The organism is Pseudoalteromonas sp. APC 3250 (genome assembly GCF_030407915.1).
In the GTDB taxonomy this organism is placed as follows: domain Bacteria; phylum Pseudomonadota; class Gammaproteobacteria; order Enterobacterales; family Alteromonadaceae; genus Pseudoalteromonas; species Pseudoalteromonas tetraodonis.
In genome coordinates this window covers 22,005-45,785 of record NZ_JASDCM010000006.1, presented here as the reverse complement: position 1 = coordinate 45,785, position 23,781 = coordinate 22,005, and the positions used below count along the sequence as shown (strand labels likewise).

Annotated in this window: 17 protein-coding genes and 1 other RNA gene; 11 read left to right on the top strand and 7 right to left on the bottom strand. The window is 41.4% G+C overall.

What is annotated here, in order from left to right:
- The first annotated feature begins 65 nt into the window (after nucleotides 1–65).
- Entirely contained in the window at nucleotides 66–473 is a 408-nt protein-coding gene (locus QL986_RS08175) for a septal ring lytic transglycosylase RlpA family protein (RefSeq protein WP_013465421.1), read from the top strand.
- Here QL986_RS08175 and cydC read toward each other — a convergent pair.
- From cydC to QL986_RS08150, 5 genes are read right to left on the bottom strand one after another with little or no spacing between them, the layout of a single operon-like run.
- A complete protein-coding gene (gene cydC / locus QL986_RS08170) occupies nucleotides 470–2,206 on the bottom strand; it encodes a thiol reductant ABC exporter subunit CydC (RefSeq protein WP_096038620.1) in 1,737 nt (578 codons plus the stop codon). The two genes, QL986_RS08175 and cydC, sit on opposite strands and share 4 nt — an antisense overlap.
- A complete protein-coding gene (gene cydD, locus QL986_RS08165) occupies nucleotides 2,199–3,974 on the bottom strand; it encodes a thiol reductant ABC exporter subunit CydD (protein ID WP_058155029.1) in 1,776 nt (591 codons plus the stop codon). Before cydD ends, cydC begins: the two co-directional genes overlap by 8 nt.
- Nucleotides 3,964–4,128: a cytochrome bd-I oxidase subunit CydX gene (cydX, locus tag QL986_RS08160; protein ID WP_013465418.1), complete on the bottom strand. Its 165-nt coding sequence runs from the start codon at nucleotides 4,126–4,128 to the stop codon at nucleotides 3,964–3,966. The genes cydD and cydX overlap by 11 nt, the downstream gene beginning before the upstream one ends.
- A gap of 12 nt (nucleotides 4,129–4,140) precedes the next feature.
- Nucleotides 4,141–5,280, bottom strand: coding sequence for a cytochrome d ubiquinol oxidase subunit II (cydB, locus tag QL986_RS08155; RefSeq protein ID WP_096038619.1), 1,140 nt, complete (start codon nucleotides 5,278–5,280; stop codon nucleotides 4,141–4,143).
- Nucleotides 5,277–6,860 (bottom strand): cytochrome ubiquinol oxidase subunit I, encoded by a 1,584-nt coding sequence (locus QL986_RS08150; RefSeq protein WP_013465416.1) that lies wholly within the window; start codon nucleotides 6,858–6,860, stop codon nucleotides 5,277–5,279. Before QL986_RS08150 ends, cydB begins: the two co-directional genes overlap by 4 nt.
- A gap of 292 nt (nucleotides 6,861–7,152) precedes the next feature.
- Between QL986_RS08150 and lpxB the strand changes: the two genes are divergently transcribed.
- From lpxB to QL986_RS08120, 6 genes are all read left to right on the top strand, one after another.
- Nucleotides 7,153–8,310: a lipid-A-disaccharide synthase gene (gene lpxB, locus QL986_RS08145; protein ID WP_096038618.1), complete on the top strand. Its 1,158-nt coding sequence runs from the start codon at nucleotides 7,153–7,155 to the stop codon at nucleotides 8,308–8,310.
- The gene (gene rnhB, locus QL986_RS08140; RefSeq protein ID WP_096038617.1) at nucleotides 8,300–8,899 is read left to right on the top strand and encodes a ribonuclease HII; all 600 of its coding nucleotides are present in this window, start codon (nucleotides 8,300–8,302) and stop codon (nucleotides 8,897–8,899) included. The genes lpxB and rnhB overlap by 11 nt, the downstream gene beginning before the upstream one ends.
- Before the next feature lie 2 nt (nucleotides 8,900–8,901).
- Complete coding sequence (dnaE, locus tag QL986_RS08135) at nucleotides 8,902–12,393, top strand: DNA polymerase III subunit alpha (RefSeq protein ID WP_096038616.1); 3,492 nt, start codon at nucleotides 8,902–8,904, stop codon at nucleotides 12,391–12,393.
- A gap of 16 nt (nucleotides 12,394–12,409) precedes the next feature.
- Nucleotides 12,410–13,366 carry an acetyl-CoA carboxylase carboxyl transferase subunit alpha gene (gene accA / locus QL986_RS08130; RefSeq protein WP_008467493.1) on the top strand — a complete coding sequence of 319 codons (957 nt, stop codon included), beginning with the start codon at nucleotides 12,410–12,412 and terminating at the stop codon, nucleotides 13,364–13,366.
- 112 nt (nucleotides 13,367–13,478) lie between these two features.
- A complete protein-coding gene (gene tilS, locus QL986_RS08125; RefSeq protein ID WP_096038615.1) occupies nucleotides 13,479–14,789 on the top strand; it encodes a tRNA lysidine(34) synthetase TilS in 1,311 nt (436 codons plus the stop codon).
- Nucleotides 14,786–15,127, top strand: a complete 342-nt coding sequence (locus tag QL986_RS08120; RefSeq protein ID WP_008467489.1) for a hypothetical protein — start codon at nucleotides 14,786–14,788, stop codon at nucleotides 15,125–15,127. Before tilS ends, QL986_RS08120 begins: the two co-directional genes overlap by 4 nt.
- 55 nt (nucleotides 15,128–15,182) lie before the next feature.
- On the opposite strand, the gene QL986_RS08115 is transcribed toward QL986_RS08120, so the two are convergent.
- Nucleotides 15,183–16,079, bottom strand: coding sequence for a GGDEF domain-containing protein (locus QL986_RS08115; protein ID WP_024601811.1), 897 nt, complete (start codon nucleotides 16,077–16,079; stop codon nucleotides 15,183–15,185).
- A 127-nt stretch (nucleotides 16,080–16,206) separates the two neighbouring features.
- Between QL986_RS08115 and QL986_RS08110 the strand changes: the two genes are divergently transcribed.
- Complete coding sequence (locus QL986_RS08110) at nucleotides 16,207–18,180, top strand: monovalent cation:proton antiporter-2 (CPA2) family protein (protein ID WP_096038614.1); 1,974 nt, start codon at nucleotides 16,207–16,209, stop codon at nucleotides 18,178–18,180.
- Between the two features lie 18 nt (nucleotides 18,181–18,198).
- Here QL986_RS08110 and QL986_RS08105 read toward each other — a convergent pair whose 3' ends face one another.
- Nucleotides 18,199–19,344, bottom strand: a complete 1,146-nt coding sequence (locus QL986_RS08105) for a patatin-like phospholipase family protein (protein WP_290191452.1) — start codon at nucleotides 19,342–19,344, stop codon at nucleotides 18,199–18,201.
- Between the two features lie 346 nt (nucleotides 19,345–19,690).
- Between QL986_RS08105 and QL986_RS08100 the strand changes: the two genes are divergently transcribed.
- The 3 genes from QL986_RS08100 to QL986_RS08090 all read left to right on the top strand — a co-directional run bounded on the left by QL986_RS08100 (nucleotide 19,691) and on the right by QL986_RS08090 (nucleotide 23,764).
- Nucleotides 19,691–20,569: a DUF3014 domain-containing protein gene (locus tag QL986_RS08100; RefSeq protein ID WP_016899296.1), complete on the top strand. Its 879-nt coding sequence runs from the start codon at nucleotides 19,691–19,693 to the stop codon at nucleotides 20,567–20,569.
- 139 nt (nucleotides 20,570–20,708) lie between these two features.
- An RNA gene (gene ffs, locus QL986_RS08095) (signal recognition particle sRNA small type) lies at nucleotides 20,709–20,805 on the top strand.
- A 202-nt stretch (nucleotides 20,806–21,007) separates the two neighbouring features.
- Nucleotides 21,008–23,764: a hybrid sensor histidine kinase/response regulator gene (locus QL986_RS08090; protein ID WP_096038613.1), complete on the top strand. Its 2,757-nt coding sequence runs from the start codon at nucleotides 21,008–21,010 to the stop codon at nucleotides 23,762–23,764.
- The last annotated feature ends 17 nt before the right edge of the window (nucleotides 23,765–23,781 follow it).

Genomic DNA, 23,781 nt, shown 5'->3' with positions numbered 1-23,781 from the left:
AATTCAGTCTCTACTCAGGCTTACCTTATTACACTCCCTACACATTTTCCTATAAAGTATTAATAATGAAACGGATAAAGTTAGTATTGCTTTCAATGCTATTGGTTATGTTAACTGCTTGTAGTACTGCGCCAAGGCAAATAATTAATCAACAAAGTGATATGTCAGAGCGAGGTAAAGCATCATTCTATGCAGACAAATATCATGGCAGAACCACGGCTAATGGCGAACGTTTTAGCCAACAGGCGGCAACGGCTGCGCACCTAAGACTCCCATTTGGTACAAAAGTGAAAGTTACCAATATTGCTAATAATAAGTCTGTAGTGGTCAGAATTAATGACAGGGGGCCTTATATTCGGGGTCGAATTATTGATTTATCTAAGGCGATGTTTAAAAAAATAGCCGACCCTAAAGTCGGCGTTATTGATGTAACGGTCACCGTTATTGATAAAAGTAATACTGCTAAGGACTAAAAGCGGGTCGTTAACGCCACATAGTCAGGGTGTTCATTGAGCAATTGTTGATGTGAACCTTGAGCGATGATTTGTCCACTGTCTAACCAGATGACACTATCCATTTGCGATAACAACGCTGGATCATGAGTAATTGTTAATACACTAGCATGCTCTTTTAGCTGTAAAATACTGTTCATTACGGCTTGTTTAGAAATATTATCGAGCCCTTCAGTGGGTTCATCGAGCACTACAATGGCGGGTTGTTGCAGCAGCGCTTGTGCCAAGGCAATGCGTCTTGACTGGCCTTGAGAGACACTGCGTCCCCCTGTGCCTAAACGAGTATTTAAGCCTTCTTTTAGCGCGCTAAACCAGTCACCCAGCTCGGCTTGTTTTAACGCCGCTGTCATTTGTTGCGGTGTTGCATCAGGTGCCGCATAGGCAAGATTATCGCTTAATGTACCATCAAAAATATGATGCTGCTGGGCTAAAATATTTAATGTTTTTGCACGGCTTTCATTATTTAAATTATGCAGGTTTATTGTTTCTTTTTCGTTTTGTAAGCTAATTGCACCTTGTTGCAGAGGCCATAAACCGCTGAGTAAATTCACTAAGGTTGTTTTACCACTGCCGCTTCGTCCAACAATCGCCACTTTATGCTTTGCAGGTAGCTCAAAACTCACATTATTTAATGCCTGCTTTTGGCCATAGTGGTAGCTAATTTTATCTAGCGAAAGTGTCCATTTTTTATTTTTTGAATCAATAACTTGTGAAGGTACCTCGTTTTTCTTCAGTACTTTATCTTCAAGGGTAAATAGTCGCTCAGCTGCTTTTAATACATTAGGTAGTTCAATAAACGCGTTGGGTAGTAACAATACACTTTCAAAACTGGCCAGTACAAACAAACTCAACATCGCCAATTCAACATTTACCATCTCGGCGCTAAACACCAGCGGCACAATAGTGACAATGCTGGCGATCATAGCCAGTTGCACTATAAGTAAGCTCAAACCATCAGCATTGCCAAGAGCCTTATGACGAATAAATAATTGCTGATTATACTGCTTACTTAACTGATCACACTTAGTGAGTTGTTGGTTTCGAGCTTGATAAATATTTAGTTCTCTAAGACCCGTTAAGGTATCAGATAGCTCAGCTCTTAATTGGGCGCTGAGTAATGTTTCTTGGTGGCTGTTTTTATCTAATTGTCTGCTCAATATAGCGGGTATAACCACCCCAATAACAACGATGCCCGTAAAGCAAATTAAGGCTACACTTGGGCTGTAAGCAGACATAAACAGCATAATAATAGGCACTGTTAGTAGAGCAACTAACATCGGCAGCAACACATTTAAATAAAATTTATCTAGTGCGTCTACATCATTTTGTAAGCGGTTAACTAAATCGGCACTGCGGCTCATAGCCAAATCAAGATTATTAAGTTTACTGAGTGTGGCGAACATATTTACTCGTATTTCACTTAACAATAAAAATGTGGCGTTGTGAGTAACTAAGCGTTCAGCGTAACGTGAAGCGGTGCGCACAATCGCCAAAAAACGAATGGTGCCAGCTGGGGTAAAGTAGTTCATATGGACGCCCGCAATTCCTGCGGCAGCCATAGAAGCTAAAAACCAGCCGGAAATAGCGAGTAAGCCTACATTAGCTAGCACCGTGAGTGACGCTAGAAACGTCCCTAAAAGCATCGCTTTATAATGAGGGCGGCACAATTTAAGTAAACGAATAAAGTTAGTCATTAGTCGCTCCATGTTGCGCTGTTTGCAGCAGCTTTGCAAATTCGCCAGCTTGCTGGCTGAGCGTTATAAAGTCGCCTTGCTGAGCGATGGCACCGTTTTCCATAACGATAAGTTGTTTGGCATTTCTTACTGTATTTAAGCGGTGCGCTATGGTGATCACTAAGTGTTCTTTTGCATACTCAGCAATAGCGTTTTGAATGAGCTGTTCAGTTTGACTGTCTAAATGAGCGGTTGGCTCATCAAGCATTAAAATAGGGGCGTTTTTTAAAAATGCACGAGCTAAAGCAATACGCTGCTTTTGTCCTCCAGAGAGCCCTTCGCCTTGTTCACCTATTAATGTGTTAAACCCATCAGGTAAGTCGTTAATAAATTCCAGCGCACCAGCTTGCTGCGCCGCCTGCTCAAGTGCTGCATTTGAAACGCCTGGGTTACCTAGCTTTATATTAGCGCCAATGGTGTCGTAAAATAAGGTTGGCTTTTGTGGGATCCAGGCAATGTTTTGTTGTAATTGGCTTATATCGGCTGTCGTCAATGGTTGTTGGTCAATGGATATGTGTTGTATTACTTCTGGGTGAAAACCAAGCATGCAATCAAGTAGGGTGCTCTTACCTGAGCCGCTAGCTCCCACAATGGCTACTAGTCCTGTGCTTGGCAGGGTTAAATTAATATTATTAATTCCCTCATTGCTATTAGGGTAACTAAAATTGAGATCATGGACGCTGATAGTGCTGTTACCCTCCATGTTTATATGAGCTGTGTGGTTATTATTTTTTGATGGCAGTGGTGCATTTAAAATGATTAGCATATCTGCAGCAGCACTAATTCCTTGTAAGCGCGCATGATAATGGCTGCCTAATTGGCGAAGCGGTAAGTAAAATTCAGGCGCTAGCAGCAATACTACAAAGCCGGTTGCAAAATCGAGCGTGCCAAAAAATAATCTAAAACCAATAATAACCGCTACCAGTGCCACACTAATTGTGGCTAAAAACTCCAGTGCAAAAGAAGATAAAAAAGCAATTTTTAACACGCTTAGCGTTGCATGCCTAAAATCATCTGAAATTTGGGCTATTTGCTTTAGCTCTTTGCGCGTAGCATTAAACAATTTTAGTTGGGTAAGCCCTTGTATGCGGTCAAAAAAGTAGTTGCCTAATACCGCCAGTTGTTGCCAGCGCTTTTGGTTAAGCGCTTCTGCCTTATGACCAACTAGAATCATAAAAAACGGAATAAGTGGTGCGGTTAATAAAAATATCAGTCCCGCTTTATAATCGGTCGGAAATATAACCACTAATATTGCCAGAGGAATAAGCGCACTATAGGCAACCCCTGGTAAGTACTTTGCATAGTAGTCATGCAGTGCTTCTACACCATTGTGCAGCGTGTTGAGCGTAGCGCCTTGGCCGTGTTGCTCTATATAACTTGGCCCAAGTAGCGTGAGTTTATCGAGTAAAGTTTGGCGAATAGCCGATTTGATTTTAAGCGCTGCAAATGCGCTTAAGCGCTCACTTAACGCTAAAAAAATGGCGCGCAGTAAAATAATACCCGCTAAAGGCCATAAAAAGTGGGTTACTTGGGCTAAATTACGCCCTTCAAACATCACATCATGAATGGTTTGTGCAAGTAAATAAGCGCCTGCAATCATTAAAATCGCATTAACTGTACCTAGGGCAATGCTTAGCTTTAACCACATTGCTGCCGGCTTACTTTGCTGCTTTAAAAAAGCGCGCAGAGACTGTTGCTGCGCGCGATTAGGTCGGGGGTTAGTCGTCATTATGAGTTGTATTATGCTCGTTTAATAAATCATGGGTGGCTTGTTCATCATCAGCAATACTGTTTTTATTTTGATGAAACTCATACCACATTACATTTATTACGCCTAATGTACAGGCAAGTAATACACCTAAAATCCACGCGAAATACCACATAATTTAGTCTCCTTAATAGCTGCCGTGAGGGTTGTTTTCAATTTCATCAACCGTCACTCTGCGCCACATTTTTACATAACACCACGTGGTGTAGGCTAAAATGAGTGGCACAAATATAACCACAGCAATAAACATAACATTGAGTGTTCTGTGGCTTGATACCGCATCCCAAATGGTTAAGCTAATATCAGGGTTGTTGCTTGAGGGCATGATAAATGGGAATAACGAAACGCCCGCGGTCATAATCACTCCAATTAACATCACACTGGTTGCCAGTAAGCCTAAAGCGGGTTTATTTACTTTAGAAAACAGCAGTGCACACAGTGCCATTGCAAATGCCAAAATAGGGAAGGTCATTGTCCATGGACGTTCGCTGTAGTTATTCAGCCATGCGCCTTGGGCGGTTGTGACTACTTTTGCCAGTGGATCTGCATGGCCTTGAGTATCACCCATAGAAACAATTTGATAGCCCGTTAGGTTGGCAACCCACACACCAGCCGCCGCAAATAACACTATAAAGGCAAGTAATGAGTAGCGACCGTATTGTCCTGAGCGCTCAGCAACCTGATCTGCAGTGCGCAGTTGTAGCCACATTCCCGCGTGTGCAATTAACATGGTAATACTAACTAAACCGGCAATGAGCGCAAATGGATTAAGCAAGGCGAAAAACGACCCTTGGTAACTGACTCTTAATAAATTATCGATATTAAACGGTACACCCAAAAACAAGTTACCAAACGCGACACCAAATACCAGCGCAGGTATGGCACTACCGGCAAACAAGCCCCAGTCCCAGTTATTACGCCAGTGTTTAGAGTCAACTTTAGAGCGATAATCAAAGCCAAGAGGTCTAAAAAATAATGCAAATAACACCAGCATCATGGCAAAGTAAAAACCAGAAAACGCTGCCGCATAAACCATAGGCCACGCTGCAAACAAGGCACCGCCAGCAGTAATAAACCATACTTGGTTACCATCCCAGTGGGCACCAATGGTATTAATAACGGTACGACGTTCACTGTCTGTTTTGCCCACAAAGCGCAGTAACATAGCAACGCCCATGTCCATACCATCGGTAATGGCAAAACCAATTAACAGCACACCAATAATTAACCACCAGAGCATTTTTAATGTTTCATAATCAAAAATCATGATAGTTCTCCTTTAGCAGCCGTGCTGTGATCAGGTAATTCAAAATGGTACTTACCGGTATGAAGGGAGCTTGGGCCTTGCTTAATAAATTTAATCATTAACCATGCTTCAACAATCGCCAATCCAGTATAGAAAACAATAAAACCGGTCAAGCTAATTAAAATATCATTTACCGTCAGCGATGACGTTGCTAAAAAGGTCGGTAATACTTCAGAAATAGCCCATGGCTGGCGGCCATATTCAGCCACAATCCAACCAAATTCAATAGCAATCCAAGGCAGAGGAATGCTCAATACCGCCGCCCACAACAACCAACGTTTTTGTTCAATAATACGATGGGCGTTGTAATAAAAAGAGAGAATAAACACGCCAAGCATAATTACGCCACAGCCAACCATAATCCTAAATGACCAAAACATAGGGCCCACTTTAGGGAAGGAGTCTTTAACGGCTTGTTGTATTTGTGCCTCGCTGGCATCTACCACATTAGGAGTGTAACGTTTAAGTAATAAGCCATAGCCTAAATCATCTTTGACGTTATCAAACTTTTCGATATTTGCAGGGGTATCGTCACCTGCGCGAAGTTTTTCTAGGTATTCATAAGCAATCATGCCATTGCGAATACGCTTTTCGTGTTTTTTCTCAAGATCTGAAATACCAATCACTTGCTCATCAAGTGAGCGAGTTGCAATAATCCCTAATGCGTAGGGAATTTTTACTGCAGCATGAGTGACTTGCTCTTCTGAGTCAGGGAAACCTATTGCAGTAAAGGCTGCTGGAGCTTCTTCTGTATGCCATTCAGCTTCTATGGTCGCGAGTTTTACTTTTTGTACTTCACCGACTTCGTAGCCAGATTCATCACCGAGTAAAATAACACACAAAATAGAGGCTAAACCAAAGCCTGATGCCACCGAGAACGACCGTTTAGCAAATGCCAAATCACGTCCTTTTAATATGTACCAGCTACTAATTCCAAGTACAAACATAGAGGCGGCCACATAACCTGCAGACACGGTATGAATAAACTTAACTTGTGCTACAGGGTTAAATACCAGCTCTGCAAAACTGGTCATTTCCATGCGCATGGTTTGATAGTTAAACTCAGCCCCTACTGGATTTTGCATCCACGCATTAGCGACTAAAATCCACAGCGCAGACATATTTGTGCCCAGCGCCATTAAAAATGTGACCCCTAAATGCTGGCGTTTAGAGAGCCTATCCCAACCTAAAAAGAACATTCCCACAAAGGTTGATTCTAAAAAGAATGCCATTAAGCCTTCAATGGCCAGTGGCGCACCAAATACATCACCCACATAGTGCGAGTAATACGACCAGTTAGTACCAAACTCAAATTCCATGGTGAGGCCCGTCGCCACGCCAATAGCAAAGTTAATACCAAATAACTTGCCCCAAAACTTAGTCATATCACGATAAATTTCGCGACCGGTCATAACATAAACCGATTCCATGATAACTAAAATCCAGGTCATACCGATTGTTAACGGCACAAATAAAAAATGAAATAGAGCGGTGACAGCAAACTGTAATCGCGATAGATCCACAAAGGTTTCATCTATCATTTTTGGCTCCTTTGGTTGTGATGCAGTGACAGCACAAAGCAATTGTTAATGTTTTAATAAACTTTCAGTAATTTCTGAAAGTTTGCATCATTATTAGCGTTTGTACAATTTTTGTCAATATGTATATTAGAAAACTTTAATATACTATGACATTACATCAGTCTATAAAATACGCAATCATCAATTAAGAGTAAGTTAGAAAAAAGTGGTGTGTTTTAAGCGTTTAACCTAGCCTTAAAACACGGTAAACTAATCGGTATGAACGCCGGGTTTACTTGTGAAAAAATAGCAAATGAAAAAAGATAAAAAACAACTACGAATTGGTATTGTGGCAGGTGAACTGTCGGGCGATATTTTAGGTGAAGGGCTCATAAAAGCGCTTAAAATACACTTTCCTGATGCCACTTTTGAAGGTATTGCAGGCCCTAAAATGCAAGCTCAAGGCTGCAAAACGCTGTTTGATATGGATGAGTTGTCGGTTATGGGCTTGGTTGAAGTCCTAGGCCGTTTACCGCGCTTGCTAAAAATCCGCAAACAACTCGTGCAGCACTTTGTTAATAACCCTCCTGATGTATTTATTGGTATTGATGCGCCGGACTTTAATTTACGTGTAGAAAAACCGTTAAAAGATGCAGGCATCAAAACCGTGCAATACGTAAGCCCTTCAGTGTGGGCGTGGCGTGAAAAACGTATTCACACTATAAGTGCAGCAACTAACTTAGTATTGGCTTTATTGCCTTTTGAAAAAGAATTTTACGACAAACACCAAGTACCGTGTACTTTTGTAGGCCATACATTAGCTGACGACATTGCACTTAAGCACGACGATAGCCAAGCCCGCAGCCAACTAGGCTTAAGTGCTGATGATAAGGTGTTAGCGTTATTGCCCGGGAGCCGGGGCTCAGAAGTGGGCTTGTTAAGCGAAACTTACATAAAAACAGCGACGCAGTTACAAGCGCAGAACCCTGCATTAAAAGTCGTGGTGCCACTGGTGAACGAAAAGCGCAAAGCGCAGTTTATTGCTATTTTAAATGCCACAGCGCCCTCACTTAATGTTAACTTACTGGATGGGCAATCAAATTTAGCCATGCAAGCCGCCGATGCTATATTGCTTGCATCAGGTACAGCAACGCTTGAGGGCATGTTATATAAAAAGCCAATGGTGGTTGGTTATAAAATTAAACCCATGAGTTACTGGATTTTTAAAACCTTATTTACCTTTAATATTAAATATTTTTCGCTACCCAATTTATTGGCAGATGAAGAGTTAGTACCAGAGTTTTTACAAAGTGAGTGTAATGTCGCTAACTTAACAGCAGCACTTACCCCTATACTCAATAGCGATAATAAAGAATTAAAAGCACGCTTTTTAGCCATACATGAAAAAATTAGATTAGATGCAAGTAAACAAGCTGCAAATGCAGTGGCGGAGTTAATAGATGCAAATTGAACGACCCAATGTAACCTTAATAGCCGGTGTGGATGAAGTTGGTCGTGGACCGCTGGTGGGTGATGTGGTTACAGCCGCTGTTATTTTAAATCCCGCTAAACCGATTGCTGGCCTTGCCGACTCTAAAAAATTAACCGATAAAAAGCGCCAATTATTAGCCATCGAAATAAAAGAAAAAGCACTGTGTTACGCCATTGGCCGTTGTAGCCCCAGTGAAATAGATGAGTTAAATATATTACAAGCCACTATGCTTGCTATGAGCCGCGCGGTGGAAGCACTTAACACAGTGCCTGAATTTGTGTTTGTAGATGGAAACCGCCTTCCTAAATTAGCCATGCCCGCACAAGCGGTGGTAAAAGGCGATAGCCTAGTTGCTGAAATATCAGCCGCGTCTATTTTAGCAAAAGTTGCCCGGGATGATGAAATGATTGAACTTGATGCACGCTACCCACAATATGGGTTTGCAGGGCATAAGGGGTATCCAACTAAGGCACATTTTGCAGCGCTTGAACAATACGGTGCGATAGATGAGCATCGCAAGAGCTTTAAACCTGTGCAGCGTGTGCTTGCGCTTTCGGGTAAGGAGTAATTATGGCGGCTCCTGAATTTGTTCATCTAAGAGTTCACTCAGACTTTTCAATGGTTGATGGTTTGGCAAAAACCAAACCAATCGTCGCTAAAGCACAAGAGCTTGAAATGCCAGCGTTGGCAATTACCGATCAAATGAACTTTTGTGGTCTGGTGCGTTTTTATGGCGCAGCGCATAATGCGGGTATTAAGCCGATTGTTGGTGCGGATTTTTGGGTACGTAGCCCAGAATTCCCCGACGAACCAAGCCGATTAACATTATTAGCCAAAGATAACATTGGCTATAAAAATATTACTTTATTGATCTCTAAAGCCTATCAACGTGGCCATGTTTTTCATCGCCCTGTCATTGACCGTGAGTGGTTAGTTGATTTAAAAGAGGGGCTTATCATACTCTCGGGCGCCAAAGATGGCGATTTAGGAAAAGCCTTAATAAAAGGTAACCCCGCTATTGTTGAGTCGGTGGTCAGTTTTTATAAACAGCATTTTAGCGATCATTATTATATAGAGCTTATTCGTACCAACCGTGCTCAAGAAGAAAATTATTTGCACATGGCGGTGGAGCTTGCAACAAATGAGCAATTGCCAGTAGTGGCCACCAATGAAGTGGTATTTTTAAAACCTGAAAACTTTGAAGCCCATGAAATTCGTGTGGCTATTTTTGATGGTTACACTCTAGATGATAAACGCCGACCAAAGCGTTTTTCACAAGAGCAATACCTAAAAACGCCAGAACAAATGGCAGAGCTATTTAGTGATATTCCAGAAGCGCTACAAAATACCGTAGAAATTGCAAAGCGCTGTAATGTAACCGTGCAATTAGGTGAGTATTTCCTACCAGATTACCCGACGGGCTCACTAAAAATTGATGAGTTTTTGGTTAAAGTGTCACAAGACGGCCTTGAAGAACGATTACAGTTTTTATTTCCTGACGAGCAAGAACGTCAAGAAAAACGTGGCGAATACGATGAACGTTTAAAAATAGAACTTGATGTAATTAACCAAATGGGATTCCCTGGTTACTTCTTGATCGTAATGGAGTTTATTCAGTGGAGTAAAGATAACAATATTCCAGTAGGCCCAGGGCGTGGTTCAGGTGCGGGTTCATTAGTGGCTTATGCCCTCAAAATTACCGACCTTGATCCGCTCGAATTTGACCTACTCTTCGAGCGATTCTTAAACCCTGAACGTGTTTCTATGCCCGACTTTGACGTCGACTTTTGCATGGATAGGCGTGATGAAGTAATTGATCATGTATCGGCCTTGTATGGCCGTGACGCGGTATCGCAAATTATTACCTTTGGTACTATGGCAGCAAAAGCGGTAATACGCGATGTAGGCCGGGTACTTGGTCATCCGTATGGGTTTGTCGATCGTATTTCTAAGCTTATTCCGGGCGACCCTGGGATGACACTGGCTAAAGCATTTGACGTAGAACCCCGTTTGCAAGAAGCCTACGACGGCGATGAAGAAGTTAAAGACTTAATCGACATGTGTCGTATTCTTGAGGGCTGTACGCGTAATGCCGGTAAACATGCCGGGGGGGTTGTAATATCGCCGACCACCATTACCGATTTTGCGGCGCTCTATTGCGATGACGAAGGCAAGTTTCCTGTTACCCAGTTTGATAAAAACGATGTAGAAACCGCCGGTTTAGTTAAGTTTGACTTTTTAGGCTTACGTACGCTCACCATATTACAGTGGGCGCTGGATATGACCAATGAGCGCTTAAAGCGTGAAGGCAAACAGCCGGTCGATATCAACACCATTCCATTGGATGATAAAAAAAGTATAGAGTTACTGCTGCGCGCTGAAACCACCGCGGTATTCCAGCTAGAATCACGCGGCATGAAAGACCTAGTCCGCCGATTAAAGCCCGATTGCTTTGAAGATATGATAGCCCTAGTGGCCTTGTTCCGCCCAGGTCCACTGCAATCAGGCATGGTAGATAACTTCATCGACCGAAAGCTCGGCAGAGAAGAAATCTCATACCCCGATGCGCAATACCAACACGAAAGTTTAAAGCCGATTCTTGAGCCGACATACGGCATTATTTTGTATCAAGAACAAGTTATGCAAATAGCGCAGGTGCTGGCCGGTTATACACTGGGTGGCGCTGATATGTTACGTCGTGCTATGGGTAAGAAAAAGCCTGAAGAAATGGCAAAACAGCGCTCAACCTTTGAAGAAGGCGCACGTAACAACGGTATTGACGGCGAACTGGCAATAAAAATATTTGACTTGGTTGAAAAGTTTGCGGGTTACGGTTTTAACAAATCTCACTCAGCAGCTTATGCATTAGTATCGTATCAAACGCTGTGGATGAAAACGCATTATCCGGCCGAGTTTATGGCGGCGGTAATGTCGGCTGATATGGATAACACCGACAAAATAGTAACGCTGGTGGATGAGTGTGAAAACATGAAACTCACTTTGTTACCGCCCGATGTAAACGCGGGTGAATACAAGTTTACTGTTAACCTTCAAGGTGAAATTGTTTACGGCATAGGGGCAATTAAAGGCGTAGGTGAAGCGCCGGTTGATGCCATATTAGAGGCGCGAGCAAAAGGCGGCTCATTTAAAGACCTATTTGATTTTTGTGCGCGTGTTGATTTAAAACGCTTAAATAAACGCGTTACCGAGAAATTAATTTATGCAGGCGCATTAGACCAACTAGGGCCTGAAAAAACTCAGCCAGGGCGAGCAACACTATTAGCCAGCTTAAAAGATGCGATGCGCGCAGCCGATCAGCACAACAAAGCTGAATTATTAGGGCAAAGTGATTTATTTGGTTTATTGGCTACAGAGCCTGATGAAGTAGAGCAAGCGTTTATAAAAGCAACACCGCTTACGGATAATCAGTGGCTTGATGGCGAAAAAGACACCCTAGGCCTTTATTTAACCGGACATCCTATAAACCAGTATCGACGAGAGCTTGGGCATTATACCAGTGGGCGACTCATCGACTTACAACCAACTAATCGTGATGTAGTCTCAACCGGAGCAGGTTTAGTGATTGCAGCGAGAACCTTAATTAATAAAAAAGGAAATCGTTGGGGGCTGATAACTTTAGATGACAAAAGCGCCCGAATTGATGTACGCTTGTTTCCAGAACAGTTTGAAATGTACCAAGATATGTTGCAAATCAACAATATTTTGGTGATATCCGGACAGGTCAGCTTTGATAACTTCTCTGGTGGTATTACAATGACCGCCAGAGAAATAAACACCATTGCTCAGGCGCGTGAAAAGCGTATAAAAGCGATTAAGATGACGCTGAATATGGTGCAGATCGAGGCTGGTTTCTTCGATAAATTACAAAAAGTACTCGAACCATACAAAATGGGAACGTGTCCGATCAAGGTATATTATCAACGCCCCGATGCGTTGGTGCAATTAACCCTAGGGATCGAATGGTGTGTTACGCCAAGTGACGACTTAATTCATAAGTTATCGCTGATGGCAGCGCAAAATGTAGAACTAGAATTTAACTAATTAGGTAGTTTAGAGCATGAGCCTCAATTATCTTGATTTTGAGCTTCCAATTGCAGAATTAGAAGCAAAAATTGAAGAATTACAAAATGTAAGCCGCGCTGGCGAATTAGACCTTGGATTAGAAGAGGAAGTCAGTAAACTTAAAGAAAAGAGCGCACAAATGAAGGAGAAAATTTTCTCTGAACTAGGCGCTTGGCAAGTATCACAGTTAGCACGTCATCCGTTGCGTCCTTATACTCGAGATTATATCGAGCGTATTTTTACGGAATTTGACGAATTTGCGGGTGATCGCACGTTTGCTAACGACCCTGCCATTTTAGGCGGCGTAGCCCGTTTAGATGGTGAGCCAGTAATGGTGATCGGTCAGCAAAAAGGCCGTGGTACTGCTGAAAAAATCAAACGTAATTTTGGCATGCCAAAACCTGAAGGTTACCGTAAAGCATTGCGCTTAATGGAAATGGCAGAGCGTTTTAAAATGCCAATCATGACCTTTATCGACACCCCAGGTGCATACCCTGGTGTTGGCGCTGAAGAGCGTGGTCAGTCTGAAGCAATTGCACGTAACCTAAAAGTAATGGCCGCACTTAAAGTACCAACAATTTGTACTGTTATTGGTGAAGGTGGTTCAGGTGGTGCATTAGCCATTGGTGTGGGCGACAGAGTAAACATGTTGCAATACAGCACTTACTCGGTTATTTCACCAGAGGGTTGTGCCTCTATTTTATGGAAAAGTGCTGACAAAGCACCATTGGCTGCAGAGGCAATGGGTGTAACAGCAGAGCGTGTTAAAGAGCTAGATTTAATTAATAATTTAGTTGAAGAGCCTCTAGGCGGCGCGCACCGTAATTATGATGCGATGGCACGTAACTTAAAAGTACGCCTTAAGCGAGATTTAGCAGACCTACAAGCGTTATCGCTTGAAGAGATGCTTGACCAACGTTACAAGCGTTTAATGTCGTTTGGTTATTGTTAAAAATAGCTAAATATAGAAAAAAGCCGCCTATGCGGCTTTTTTTGTTTTAAAATACCGTAACGTAGAGCCTTTATTGTTCGGGTTATTAGCAATTTACTCATTGGGTATATTAATGCACAAAACACCTATTTATCTGCAGGTAAAAAAATCCCTTAATCACTACTTAGAAAATGGGCAATTCACATTTACAGTAGCCTTATCTGGTGGGGTAGACTCGGTGGTGCTGTTGCAGGTAATGCATGCGTTAAAACAGCAGTGCCCGCAATTAGATTTAAGTGCAATTTATGTCAATCATGGCTTAAGTGATAACGCCCATCACTGGCGGCAATTTTGCCATGCACGCTGTGAGCAGCTTTCAATTGATTTTAAGGCGGCAAACGTCATTATTGAGCCGAAATCGCGCACCAGTATTGAAGCGCAGGCTCGCGAAGCGCGTTATCAAGCGCTTGATGAACACAGCCCAAGTGATAGTGTCATTTTGTTAGGCCAGCATTTAAACGACCAAGTAGAGACATTTCTACTTCGTTTAAAGCGCGGCTCAGGCTTAAAAGGGCTCGGCGCTATGCAGCAAACTCGCGTGCTTGAAAGTGGCCGTGAGTGCTACAGGCCATTACTTGGGGTAAAACGCAGCGACATAGAAGCGTTTGCTCAGCAATTTAATATTAGCCATATTACTGATGAGTCAAACTCCAATGAACGCTTTGATCGTAATTTTTTGCGTCAACAAATCGTGCCTAAGTTGGCTGAGCGTTTTACTGGGTTTGAGCAGTGTACAGCCCGTAGTATAGAATTATTACAACAGCAACAAGCACTGCTTGATGAATATACCCAGCAAGATCTCGCACAGTGTATTAACCAACATCAGGCGCTTAATATACAAAATATGGCTCATTACAGCGCTATTCGCATTGCGAATCTTCTGCGCGCATGGCTGGCTTTATTTACTCATACCATGCCTTCGCAAAAACAGTTAATGCAAATAATGAGTCAGGCTATTCATGCCAAAGCTGATGCGCAAATGGTTATTGAGCTAAGCGATGGACAAATACGCCGTCATCAAGGTTATCTGTATTTTGTGCAACCGACGCCTTTAGCCGTTAATATTGAACGCGTAACAAATCACGAATTAGTGCTGAATGACGGACAAATACTACAATGCCTGCAGGGAGTGGGTATACGCGCCCCTAAACTTGATGAACAAGTCAGTGTTCGTTTTAACTGTAATAGTGCGCGTATTAAACCACTCAAAAAACCAGGCAGTAATAGTCTTAAACATTGGTTTAAAGATGCAAAAGTAGCCCCTTGGCTGCGTGCTCATATTCCATTAATTTTTTACAATGATGAGCTAGTTCAAGTGGTTGGTTATTTTGTTAGTGATAACCATAAAGATGAGAATGGAGTTATTTGGGAGTATAAATCATGAGTCAACAACCTCATGTTGGGCTGTCGCTTATAAATAAGGCACCTACTGGCATATTAATTACGCTATTGATTGCGGTTTTAGCGAATGTATTTTTAACCCTTAATATAATTACATTAGGCTACGCTGTGTTGGGCGGTATGGTATGTGCCGCCATTTTACTTGCCTATTGGTTAGGTAAAGGGGGCGTATTTTTCATTTTAGGGGTGAGTATGCCCTTACTGTTAGTGCTTTTTACACCGCTTGCGACAATTGCCGCATTGCTTAATTTACTCAGTGGCTTCTTTTTTGGCTTTTGCGCCATGTTGCTCATTTATAAGCACGTGATATTAAAAAAGTAGCGTAAAAAAGCCCAGCGGGGGAGGCTAGGCTTTTTAAAAATAATGTTTTTATTACTTAATAGGCTTTTGCGCAGTTTCGCCCAGATGCTTTTGCTTTATATAAGCCTTTATCTGCGCGAGAAAATATCTCGTTCTGGCAATCGTCGCTATTAGTCAGCGTAAAACCAATACTGGCTGTGACGTTGTATTTAGACATAATCGGTGAGTTTCTGACTAAACGCATAATACGTTCAGCCACCACTTTATTGGTGGTAAAAGCCGGGTCTTCGATTAATATTGAAAACTCATCGCCACCAAAGCGAAATACCGAATCAGTCCCCCTAATACTACTAGATAAAACCGCAGCAAACTCGATTAAAACGTCATCGCCAATTTTGTGACCATAGTTGTCATTTACTTGCTTAAAATTATCTAAATCAAGCAGCATTAAACTAAACGAATGACCGTTACGTCGATGATTTTCAAGCTTTTGTAGCAACATGTCATTAAATTGACTACGGTTGTTTAATCCGGTTAATGAATCTTTTGTGGCTAACCTTAATACACGGTTATACATAAGCGCATTACGCAATGGATAAATTAGTACACTATGAAAGTGTTGTAGCTTTTTCTCAATAGCCGCACTAAGCGGATACTTTGTATAATAAGTTAATGTGCCTAAGTACTCATTTTCAACTTTTAAATCAAACGAGTACGCTGGATTTTCAACATCACTATTGGGTGTTTTTACATCAATACTTGTTGCTTTAAAATGCACACCAGAAAAATTAAGCAGTTGTCTTGCAAAATTTGCAAACGTTCCTAAAATATCTTCTAAAACTAAGCTCGTTTGCAGTTTAGCTGCTAGCTCATGCAGTGCTGTCGGTGTATTGCTATTATATTGCTCTGCTGAGAACGGCAAAAATTCGCCGCGACCAGAGATACGTTGTGTCAAAATATGAACGTTTTCCACTATTTCTTCCCCCTATAGTATTACTTTTTATAACTAAGCAGGTTATATGCCATATTTACATTCTGGCTGAAACTTATACGGTTGCTATAGTTAAGTTACATTCCATTGATTGCTTATAAGGATTGCATTGCAAAATATTAATGCTCAGGTTTTTGGACTTTTAGTTGCTGCGGTTCTATTTGTATGGCTATTTAAGCGAATAGGGCTTCCCCCTGTATTAGCTTATTTAGCGGTAGGTTTACTAGCTGGTGGCCATGGCGTTGGTTGGATGGCACAAAGCCATGAAATGGACTTTATTGCTGAGCTGGGTATTGTGTTTTTGTTATTTAGTTTAGGGCTGGAGTTTTCTGTATCGCGCTTAATGGCAATGCGAAATATCGTATTTGGCTTAGGCTCATTGCAAGTCATAGTCAGCAGTATCTTGCTTATTTTAATCCTTTATTTATTAAATTTTAGTTTATTAACTAGTTTTACCATCGGCATTATTATTATGCTCTCCTCTACGGCGGTGGTTGCTAAATTATTAAAAGAGAGTGGTGATTTAAATAAACGCCGAGGGCAATTGGCAATCGGTGTTTTACTATTTCAAGACATTGCGGTTGTGCCGTTACTCATTATTTTGCCATTATTTGCCAGCAGTGATCCCAATAGTATTGGTTGGGCATTACTGTTTGCGCTGACTAAAGGCGCGTTTGTGTGTGTATTGCTATGGGCTATTGGCAAGTGGGTTTTGCCCAAGGTGTTTAAAGAAGTGGCACTAGCACGAAGCGATGAGCTGTTTGTATTAACCACGTTATTGGTGTCTTTGTTTGCAGGGTTACTCACATACTCTTTTGGTTTATCGATGGCATTAGGGGCTTTTTTAGCAGGCATGATGCTAGGGGAGAGCCACTATCGTCATCAATTAGAGGCCGATATTCGCCCGTTTCGCGATATTCTCATGGGGTTATTTTTTGTAACCGTGGGGATGCAGTTAGACATTGGTTTTGTTGTTGATCATGCGGGTATTATTATTGTTGCCTTGATGGGCATCTTAATCTTAAAAATTGCCGTAGTGATGTTATCTTCTTTATTTATGGGAGAGCGAAAACAAGATGCGTTAGCGTGCGCTATAATGTTGTGGCAAATGGGTGAGTTTGGCTTTGTGTTAATTGCACTCGCTGCACAGCATAACTTGCTGAGCGTTGAGCAAGTATCATTTTTAATTGCCATGGGCGTAATTTCTATGGCGCTTACGCCCTATTTAATTGATAAAACCCCTTTTATTTTGAAACGACTAGGCATGTTAGAGCGCGCAAAGTTTGCCTTTGAAGACGAGCTTCAAAGTAGCACTCTTTATCATAACCATGTGGTGATATGCGGTTTTTCTCGAGTAGGACAAACTATTGCCCGCTTTTTATCCCCAGAGGCAATTGATTATGTGGCAATAGAGAGCGACCCCATTTTAGTACAAGAAGGAAAAGCGGCGGGCGAGCCTTTAATATTTGGTCATGTTGAGCAAAAAGATATTTTAAAGTGTGCGGGGGTAGAGCGAGCGCGACTAGTCATTATTACTTTTACCGAATTTCAACAAACTCAAATAGTCATTAATGCCATTAAACAGGTTGCACCTAAGGTTAAAATACTCATAAGAACCCGTGATGATAGTCAGTTAGAGCGCTTAAAAGCGCTAGGGGTTACTGAGGTTGTGCCTGAGGCGCTTGAAGCAAGCTTAATGTTGGTGTCGCATGCTTTGTCAATGTCTGGTGTGCCAATGAGCCGTATTATTCGCCGTGTTAGTAGTGAGCGACGAAACCGTTATAAATTATTGCAAAGCTTTTTTGCCGGCGAAAATATTGACAGCGATACCAACTTGCCAGAGCGTTTAGAGTATTTACATGTAATAGCCTTACCAGATAAAGCATTTGCGGTTAATAAAGCAATTAGCGAACTCAATTTAGCAAAAAGAAAAGTGCTAATTAAGGCGCTTCGCCGCGAGGGCGAAGAAATAGACACACCACAAGAACACACAATATTGTATGCTAATGATATTCTAGTGCTGCAAGGTAAACCACGGCGTGTAGAACGTGTTGAGCATTATTTACTTGATGGTATAGAGTAGCCCATCAAGCAAAAAAACTTACTCTAGCTCTAAGAACTTTCTGATTTCAGGGAGTTGTTTCATACCATCGTCGTATCCGATTTGAATTAAATGCTGGGTGTAGCGTTTTTCAAATAACAAATAGCTGGTCAAACTCGACTGAGAGCGCTTTTTTACCCCGATCATACGTAATAAAACTTTTATCGCCCAAGGCATATCATCGTAATACTGCGCGGCAATGGCATTGAAGTTTTGCGATGGATTAATAATAAAGCTATCTATTTGTTTCAATTCTTGATGCTTATGCTTATTGGGCAGTAAACCGAGTGTGCGGTTTATTCTGTCCAAGCGCTCTAAATCAGATTGCATAGTGTCGGTAAATACACTGTCGAGTAAATGCCCTGCCACGGCCGAAAGCCCTGGGAAATGTGCAGAGTACCCTGGAGGATGTGGCTCTTTGGGTTGATCAACCCCAATAATAAATATTTTATTTGCCCCTAAGTGAATAGAGGGGCTTAAAGGTGAAAGCTGATGTATTGAGCCATCGCCAAAGTAATAGTTATAAATATTCACACTTGGAAACACCATAGGAATGGCACTTGAGGCCATTAGGTGTTCAACATTGATACGAGTAGCGCGTCCTTCGCGCTTGGCTCGTTGCCAAGAATGCTGCGTATTTGACTGAAAAAAAGCAACAGAATCGCCAGTAGTATAACTGGATGCAGTGATAGACAGCGCCTCTAAATAGTCACGGTGTAAATTACGCTCAATACGATGTAAATCCAGTATATCGTTTAACAGTTTTCTAAGTGGTCGGTTATTTAACAAGCTTGCTGGTGGATGGTTTATATGCTCTGACTGGAAACTGGTTAAAATATTACGGGTAATATGACCAAACACACTTAAAAAGTCGCTTTTATATACCATCGAAGTTGAAAAGTTTTTCCAAACTGTTTCTAGTTTTCTTACCGCTAAATGCATACATGAGGCGTAACATGCTAAGGCCGCAGAATTAATTGCACCGGCAGAGGTGCCATTTATCACTCTAAAGGGGAGCGGGGCGGTTCTGGGCATACTTTGCGCCAACGCTTTCAAAACACCCACTTGATAAGCCGCTCGGGCACCACCACCTGTTAGTAATAAGGCAATTTTAGGTTTACTAGGATCGACTTGCTTAATTTTCATGTTAGGTATTTAAACTGTTCGCTGTCTTTACTTTATTTATTTACTGTAAGTCTTTAAGCTAGAAGAATCAAAGGATATGTTAGAGTCTATTTATCTTTCGAGGTTGAATTTTTAGTAGTGTGTTTGTTTTTTAGGCAAGGCTGAGCCTATGTATTGTGGTTACTTCCCAAAAATAGGTGATAACGTAGCTTAAAAATTAAACATCCTCTACCCAAGGGGGCTGAACAAATTTTAATCCGGAAAGGTCAACAGACCCTACTTATTAATGAATATTAGTGTAAGTTAGGAATTAAATCTGTTTAGAGTACTCTAAACGGTATCGCATTTTTATATTTATGGAGTTCGTATGTCAGATAAACCATCAGAATCAGATGTTCAAAAACGTCCACCGAATAACAACCTTATCTTCGCAGGGGTTATTTTATTAATCATTATTATTGCCGCCGCGTTTGTATTATTAAAACCAAGCGAAGCCCCAGAAACAGTTATGCAGGTTGAAGAACCCATAAAAGAGCAACCCGTTATGGAGCTAAAACCTGAAAACGACCCAGTGGTCGGTGCACCATCGGTTAAGCCAGAAAAACCTGAAGAGTTAGCAGTGCCAACACAGCGCCCAGACGTTGAGCCAGAGTCTGAGGTTGTGCCTTTACCAACATTAAATGACAGTGATCCTGTCGTGGTTGCAAAATTAGATGAATACTTAGGCGATGCGGCAATGAGCCTAGTGTTAAACGATGATGTTATTCGTCGTGGTGTGGTGTTTATCGATAACTTAGCAAAAGGTAAGGTAGCTAAGAAACATACCCCAGTTGTAAAGTTAGAAGAAGGTTTTAGCGTAAACGAAGGCGATATTTTAACCATTGATCCTAATAGCTATGAACGCTACACCCCATATGTAAAAGTACTAACAAGTATGAGTGCCGCACAAGCTGTTCGTTTATATGAAGAATATAAACCGCTAATCAACAGTGCATACACTGAAATTGGCTATGGCGATGATGAGTTTACACAAACACTTGAAGATGCCATTGACTTGCTACTTGATACTCCAGAGCCAAAAGGCAGCTTACCTTTATTGCGTGACTCGGTTACTTATCAGTATGCGTTTTCTGAGTGGGAGCAATTACCCGCTGCACAAAAACAACTTTTACGCATGGGCCCAGAGAACATGAAAAAGGTAAAAGCAGCGCTACGTAATATAAAAGCGCAGTTAGAGAGTAATTAATAACCGCTTTAATAACTAAATACCCTGCGATTGTATATGAAGTGTGCAATCGCACTTTCTTTTTTGATTATCCCTTGAATAACAGAGTAAAAGTAGAGATAATCTCAATTGCGCCAACCAAGGCCCTCAATGGTAGTCTTATTGGTCCTCTCGCAACACTAGCAGGCGAACCTGGTCAGGCCCGGAAGGGAGCAGCCACAGTTTGTGACGTGTGTGCCGAGATGTGGCTGGTAAGACTGCCACCCAAATTCCTCATTTGGGTGTATTAAAATTCCATTTTTCAATATTTCTTATTTATATTATTCGTACACTAATTCTAGATCATACCCACTTAGCTAAATTTTTACCTTTATAGACAATAGCTAATGAGTGAGCAATAATTAAAACTCATGATTATACTTTACGCCGCAGGTGTTTAATAAGCTATTAAGGGTCAATATGACGTCTCAGAGGAATAAGTGGGCGCTTGCTATATTATTAGGGCTTTTGGGGGGATGCGCTAACCTTTTACCTCTGTATTTTTTTGATAGCTCTGAATTTTTATTTGGTCAGACGTTTGTAATACTCAGTTTAGTGTTTGCTGGGCTTCGTTATTCCCTCCTTAGTTTAACTATTGTCACTGGTTTTTTATTTTATCGCTGGGGGCATAGCTGGACCAGTATTGTTTATGTGCTTGAGCTGTTTTGGCTTTATACCTTTTGCTTAAAGCGTTCTAAGCCAATACTTCCTTTAGGCGCAGTGTTTTGGTTTTTAGTCGGCTTACCACTGGTGTGGGCTTTGGGTCACTTTGTTATAGGCCTGCCTTGGCTCACGCTTGTTGTGGCTGCCTCAAAATACTTTATCAATGCCATGATAGCGTTAGCTTTGGTCGACTTAGTGAGTGTGTTTGTTCCCCACGCAAGCCGGGCTTATCAAGGGCAGCCTCTGGCCCGTATATTAAGTTATGTTGTCAGTATCATTATTGTTTTGGTGGTTTTGATCACCAGTGTCTTTTTGGTTAATCAGCATTACTCGCGCTTAGAATACGAAGTAAATACGCAACTTAAAGAAAAATCACGCTCGATCAGTGCCCAGCTTAGTGACTATTTGTTGTTTCATAAAAATGCAATGGTAATAACCAGTGATGCAATGAGTGCCGGAGTACCAATACAGCAGCAGCTTGAGCGGCTAATGGCTTTATACCCTGGTTTTGCAACTAGTCTGTATGCGAGCTCCGAAGGTTATGTTGAGAAAAGTATACCCAGTGAATTGCTCAGTGGTTTAAGTCAGAGTCAGCGTTATGTTAATGATCGTCCCTATTTCGCTGAGGCTCAGCAGTTCCCCTTAGGCTACAGCAGTGGCGTTTTTCAAGGCAGAGGATTAGGCGATCAACCTATTGTTGCGCTTTCGGCTCCCATTTATAAAAATGATGAGTTTTATGGTGTAGTTGAGGGGTCGCTCAAGCTAGATCAGTTAGAGCGGTTTATTCCCAATTTATTTGAGTATAAAGGGGATTTACTTATTCTTGATGCCGATAAAAAAGTGGTATTTAGCTCGTTAAGTCAGTTTACGGTGCTGACTGATTTTAAACAGCAGGATCTTAGTATCCAACGTTTAAGTGGTAATCAGCTTTTTCGTTCTAATGATAACGAGGTGTATCATACAAATCAGTATGTTGACGACACCACAGGTTGGCAGGTTATATCGCTTTACAATCGTAAATATTTAAGCTTGGTGGTAGTGGCTGCTTGGTTGCCCACTATGTTGCTGGGGCTATTTTCCATTGCACTGGTGGTATTATTTATTTATAAATTCACCCATTTGCTGGTTAAACCCATCATAGAGTTAACTAATTTAATCAACAGCTTTAGTAAAACTAAAAAACACGTATTTAATACCGATTCTAGTTGGTATGAAGTACTGCAATTACAGCAACAATTTGAAATGCTGGGCAATGCACTTCAGCATTCAATCAAAAGTTTGCAAGCCTCTAATGTAAAAAATGAAGACCTTAATAAACAACTTAGTCAATTTAATCAGCAACTAGCAGATAAAGTAGCAGAACAAACAACTGAGCTAACACAAGCCGTTAAACTCGCTAATGAAGCAAATATCGCTAAGTCACAATTTTTAGCTAATATGAGTCACGAACTTCGCACACCTATGAATGGAATATTAGGTATGGGAGAGGTTTTGCTTCGAGATCAGTCTTTAAGTAATGAACAAAAAGAGTTGTTGCTCACGCAGCAAAAAAGCGCAAAAAATTTGCTTAATATTCTTAACGATATTTTAGATTTTTCTAAAATTGAAGCAAATGCCATGGAGCTAAATAGTAGACCCACGCAGCTAGCTCCATTTATCGAAAATATACGCTCTTTATTTACGCCGATTGTTAGTACTAAAGAAGTAGAATTTAGCATAATTCAAACCACAAATTTACCACTGTACATTAGTGTTGATGAATTACGCTTAAATCAGGTGATTATTAATTTACTCTCTAATGCGTATAAATTTACAGAGCAAGGCTTTGTGCGGTTATCGTTCGATTATAGCGATAATAAACTTCAGGTTAGCGTTGAAGATAGCGGTATTGGTATTGCAAAGACACAGCAATCATTATTATTTAGTGAGTTTACTCAAGCTGATGTGGGCGTTGCACGTAAGTATGGCGGAACAGGGCTGGGGCTGGCTATTTCTCAAAAGCTAATAAGAATGATGGACGGTGAAATTCATTTACACAGTGAAGAGGGTAAAGGTAGTACGTTCACCTTTAGTATTAGTGCGCCAGAATCAGCAGACGTTCCTTCAAAGTTACCTAAAAAAACAGCTTCGCAGCCAAATCTTTTGGATAAACGCATACTGTTGGTAGAGGATAATGCGATTAACCGACAGGTGATTGCAAAAATGCTTGAGCCTACTAAAGTGAGTTTAACAATGGCTGAAGATGGCTTAAAGGCGCTTGAAGTATTGAAGAGTCAGTCGTTTGATTTGATTTTAATGGATTGCCAAATGCCGAACATAGATGGCTATGAATGCACTCGCGCGATTAGAACCACTGAAATTAAAACCGGCTTACGAGTACCTATAGTGGCGATCACTGCAAATGCTTATGAAGAAGATAAGCAGCGCTGTTTAATTGTTGGTATGGATGACTTTATAGCCAAACCCTTTAATAGCGATGATTTATATACAGTGATTGGTAATATACTCAGTTGAGCAGCAGCTGAAGAGCA

What these genes read in the sequence shown, in the direction of transcription:
- QL986_RS08175 (WP_013465421.1), top strand. Translation starts at nt 66, where the DNA reads ATGAAACGGATAAAGTTAGTATTGCTTTCAATGCTATTGGTTATGTTA.
- cydC (WP_096038620.1), bottom strand. Translation starts at nt 2,206, where the DNA reads ATGACTAACTTTATTCGTTTACTTAAATTGTGCCGCCCTCATTATAAA.
- cydD (WP_058155029.1), bottom strand. Translation starts at nt 3,974, where the DNA reads ATGACGACTAACCCCCGACCTAATCGCGCGCAGCAACAGTCTCTGCGC.
- cydX (WP_013465418.1), bottom strand. Translation starts at nt 4,128, where the DNA reads ATGTGGTATTTCGCGTGGATTTTAGGTGTATTACTTGCCTGTACATTA.
- cydB (WP_096038619.1), bottom strand. Translation starts at nt 5,280, where the DNA reads ATGATTTTTGATTATGAAACATTAAAAATGCTCTGGTGGTTAATTATT.
- QL986_RS08150 (WP_013465416.1), bottom strand. Translation starts at nt 6,860, where the DNA reads ATGATAGATGAAACCTTTGTGGATCTATCGCGATTACAGTTTGCTGTC.
- lpxB (WP_096038618.1), top strand. Translation starts at nt 7,153, where the DNA reads ATGAAAAAAGATAAAAAACAACTACGAATTGGTATTGTGGCAGGTGAA.
- rnhB (WP_096038617.1), top strand. Translation starts at nt 8,300, where the DNA reads ATGCAAATTGAACGACCCAATGTAACCTTAATAGCCGGTGTGGATGAA.
- dnaE (WP_096038616.1), top strand. Translation starts at nt 8,902, where the DNA reads ATGGCGGCTCCTGAATTTGTTCATCTAAGAGTTCACTCAGACTTTTCA.
- accA (WP_008467493.1), top strand. Translation starts at nt 12,410, where the DNA reads ATGAGCCTCAATTATCTTGATTTTGAGCTTCCAATTGCAGAATTAGAA.
- tilS (WP_096038615.1), top strand. Translation starts at nt 13,479, where the DNA reads ATGCACAAAACACCTATTTATCTGCAGGTAAAAAAATCCCTTAATCAC.
- QL986_RS08120 (WP_008467489.1), top strand. Translation starts at nt 14,786, where the DNA reads ATGAGTCAACAACCTCATGTTGGGCTGTCGCTTATAAATAAGGCACCT.
- QL986_RS08105 (WP_290191452.1), bottom strand. Translation starts at nt 19,344, where the DNA reads ATGAAAATTAAGCAAGTCGATCCTAGTAAACCTAAAATTGCCTTATTA.
- QL986_RS08100 (WP_016899296.1), top strand. Translation starts at nt 19,691, where the DNA reads ATGTCAGATAAACCATCAGAATCAGATGTTCAAAAACGTCCACCGAAT.
- QL986_RS08090 (WP_096038613.1), top strand. Translation starts at nt 21,008, where the DNA reads ATGACGTCTCAGAGGAATAAGTGGGCGCTTGCTATATTATTAGGGCTT.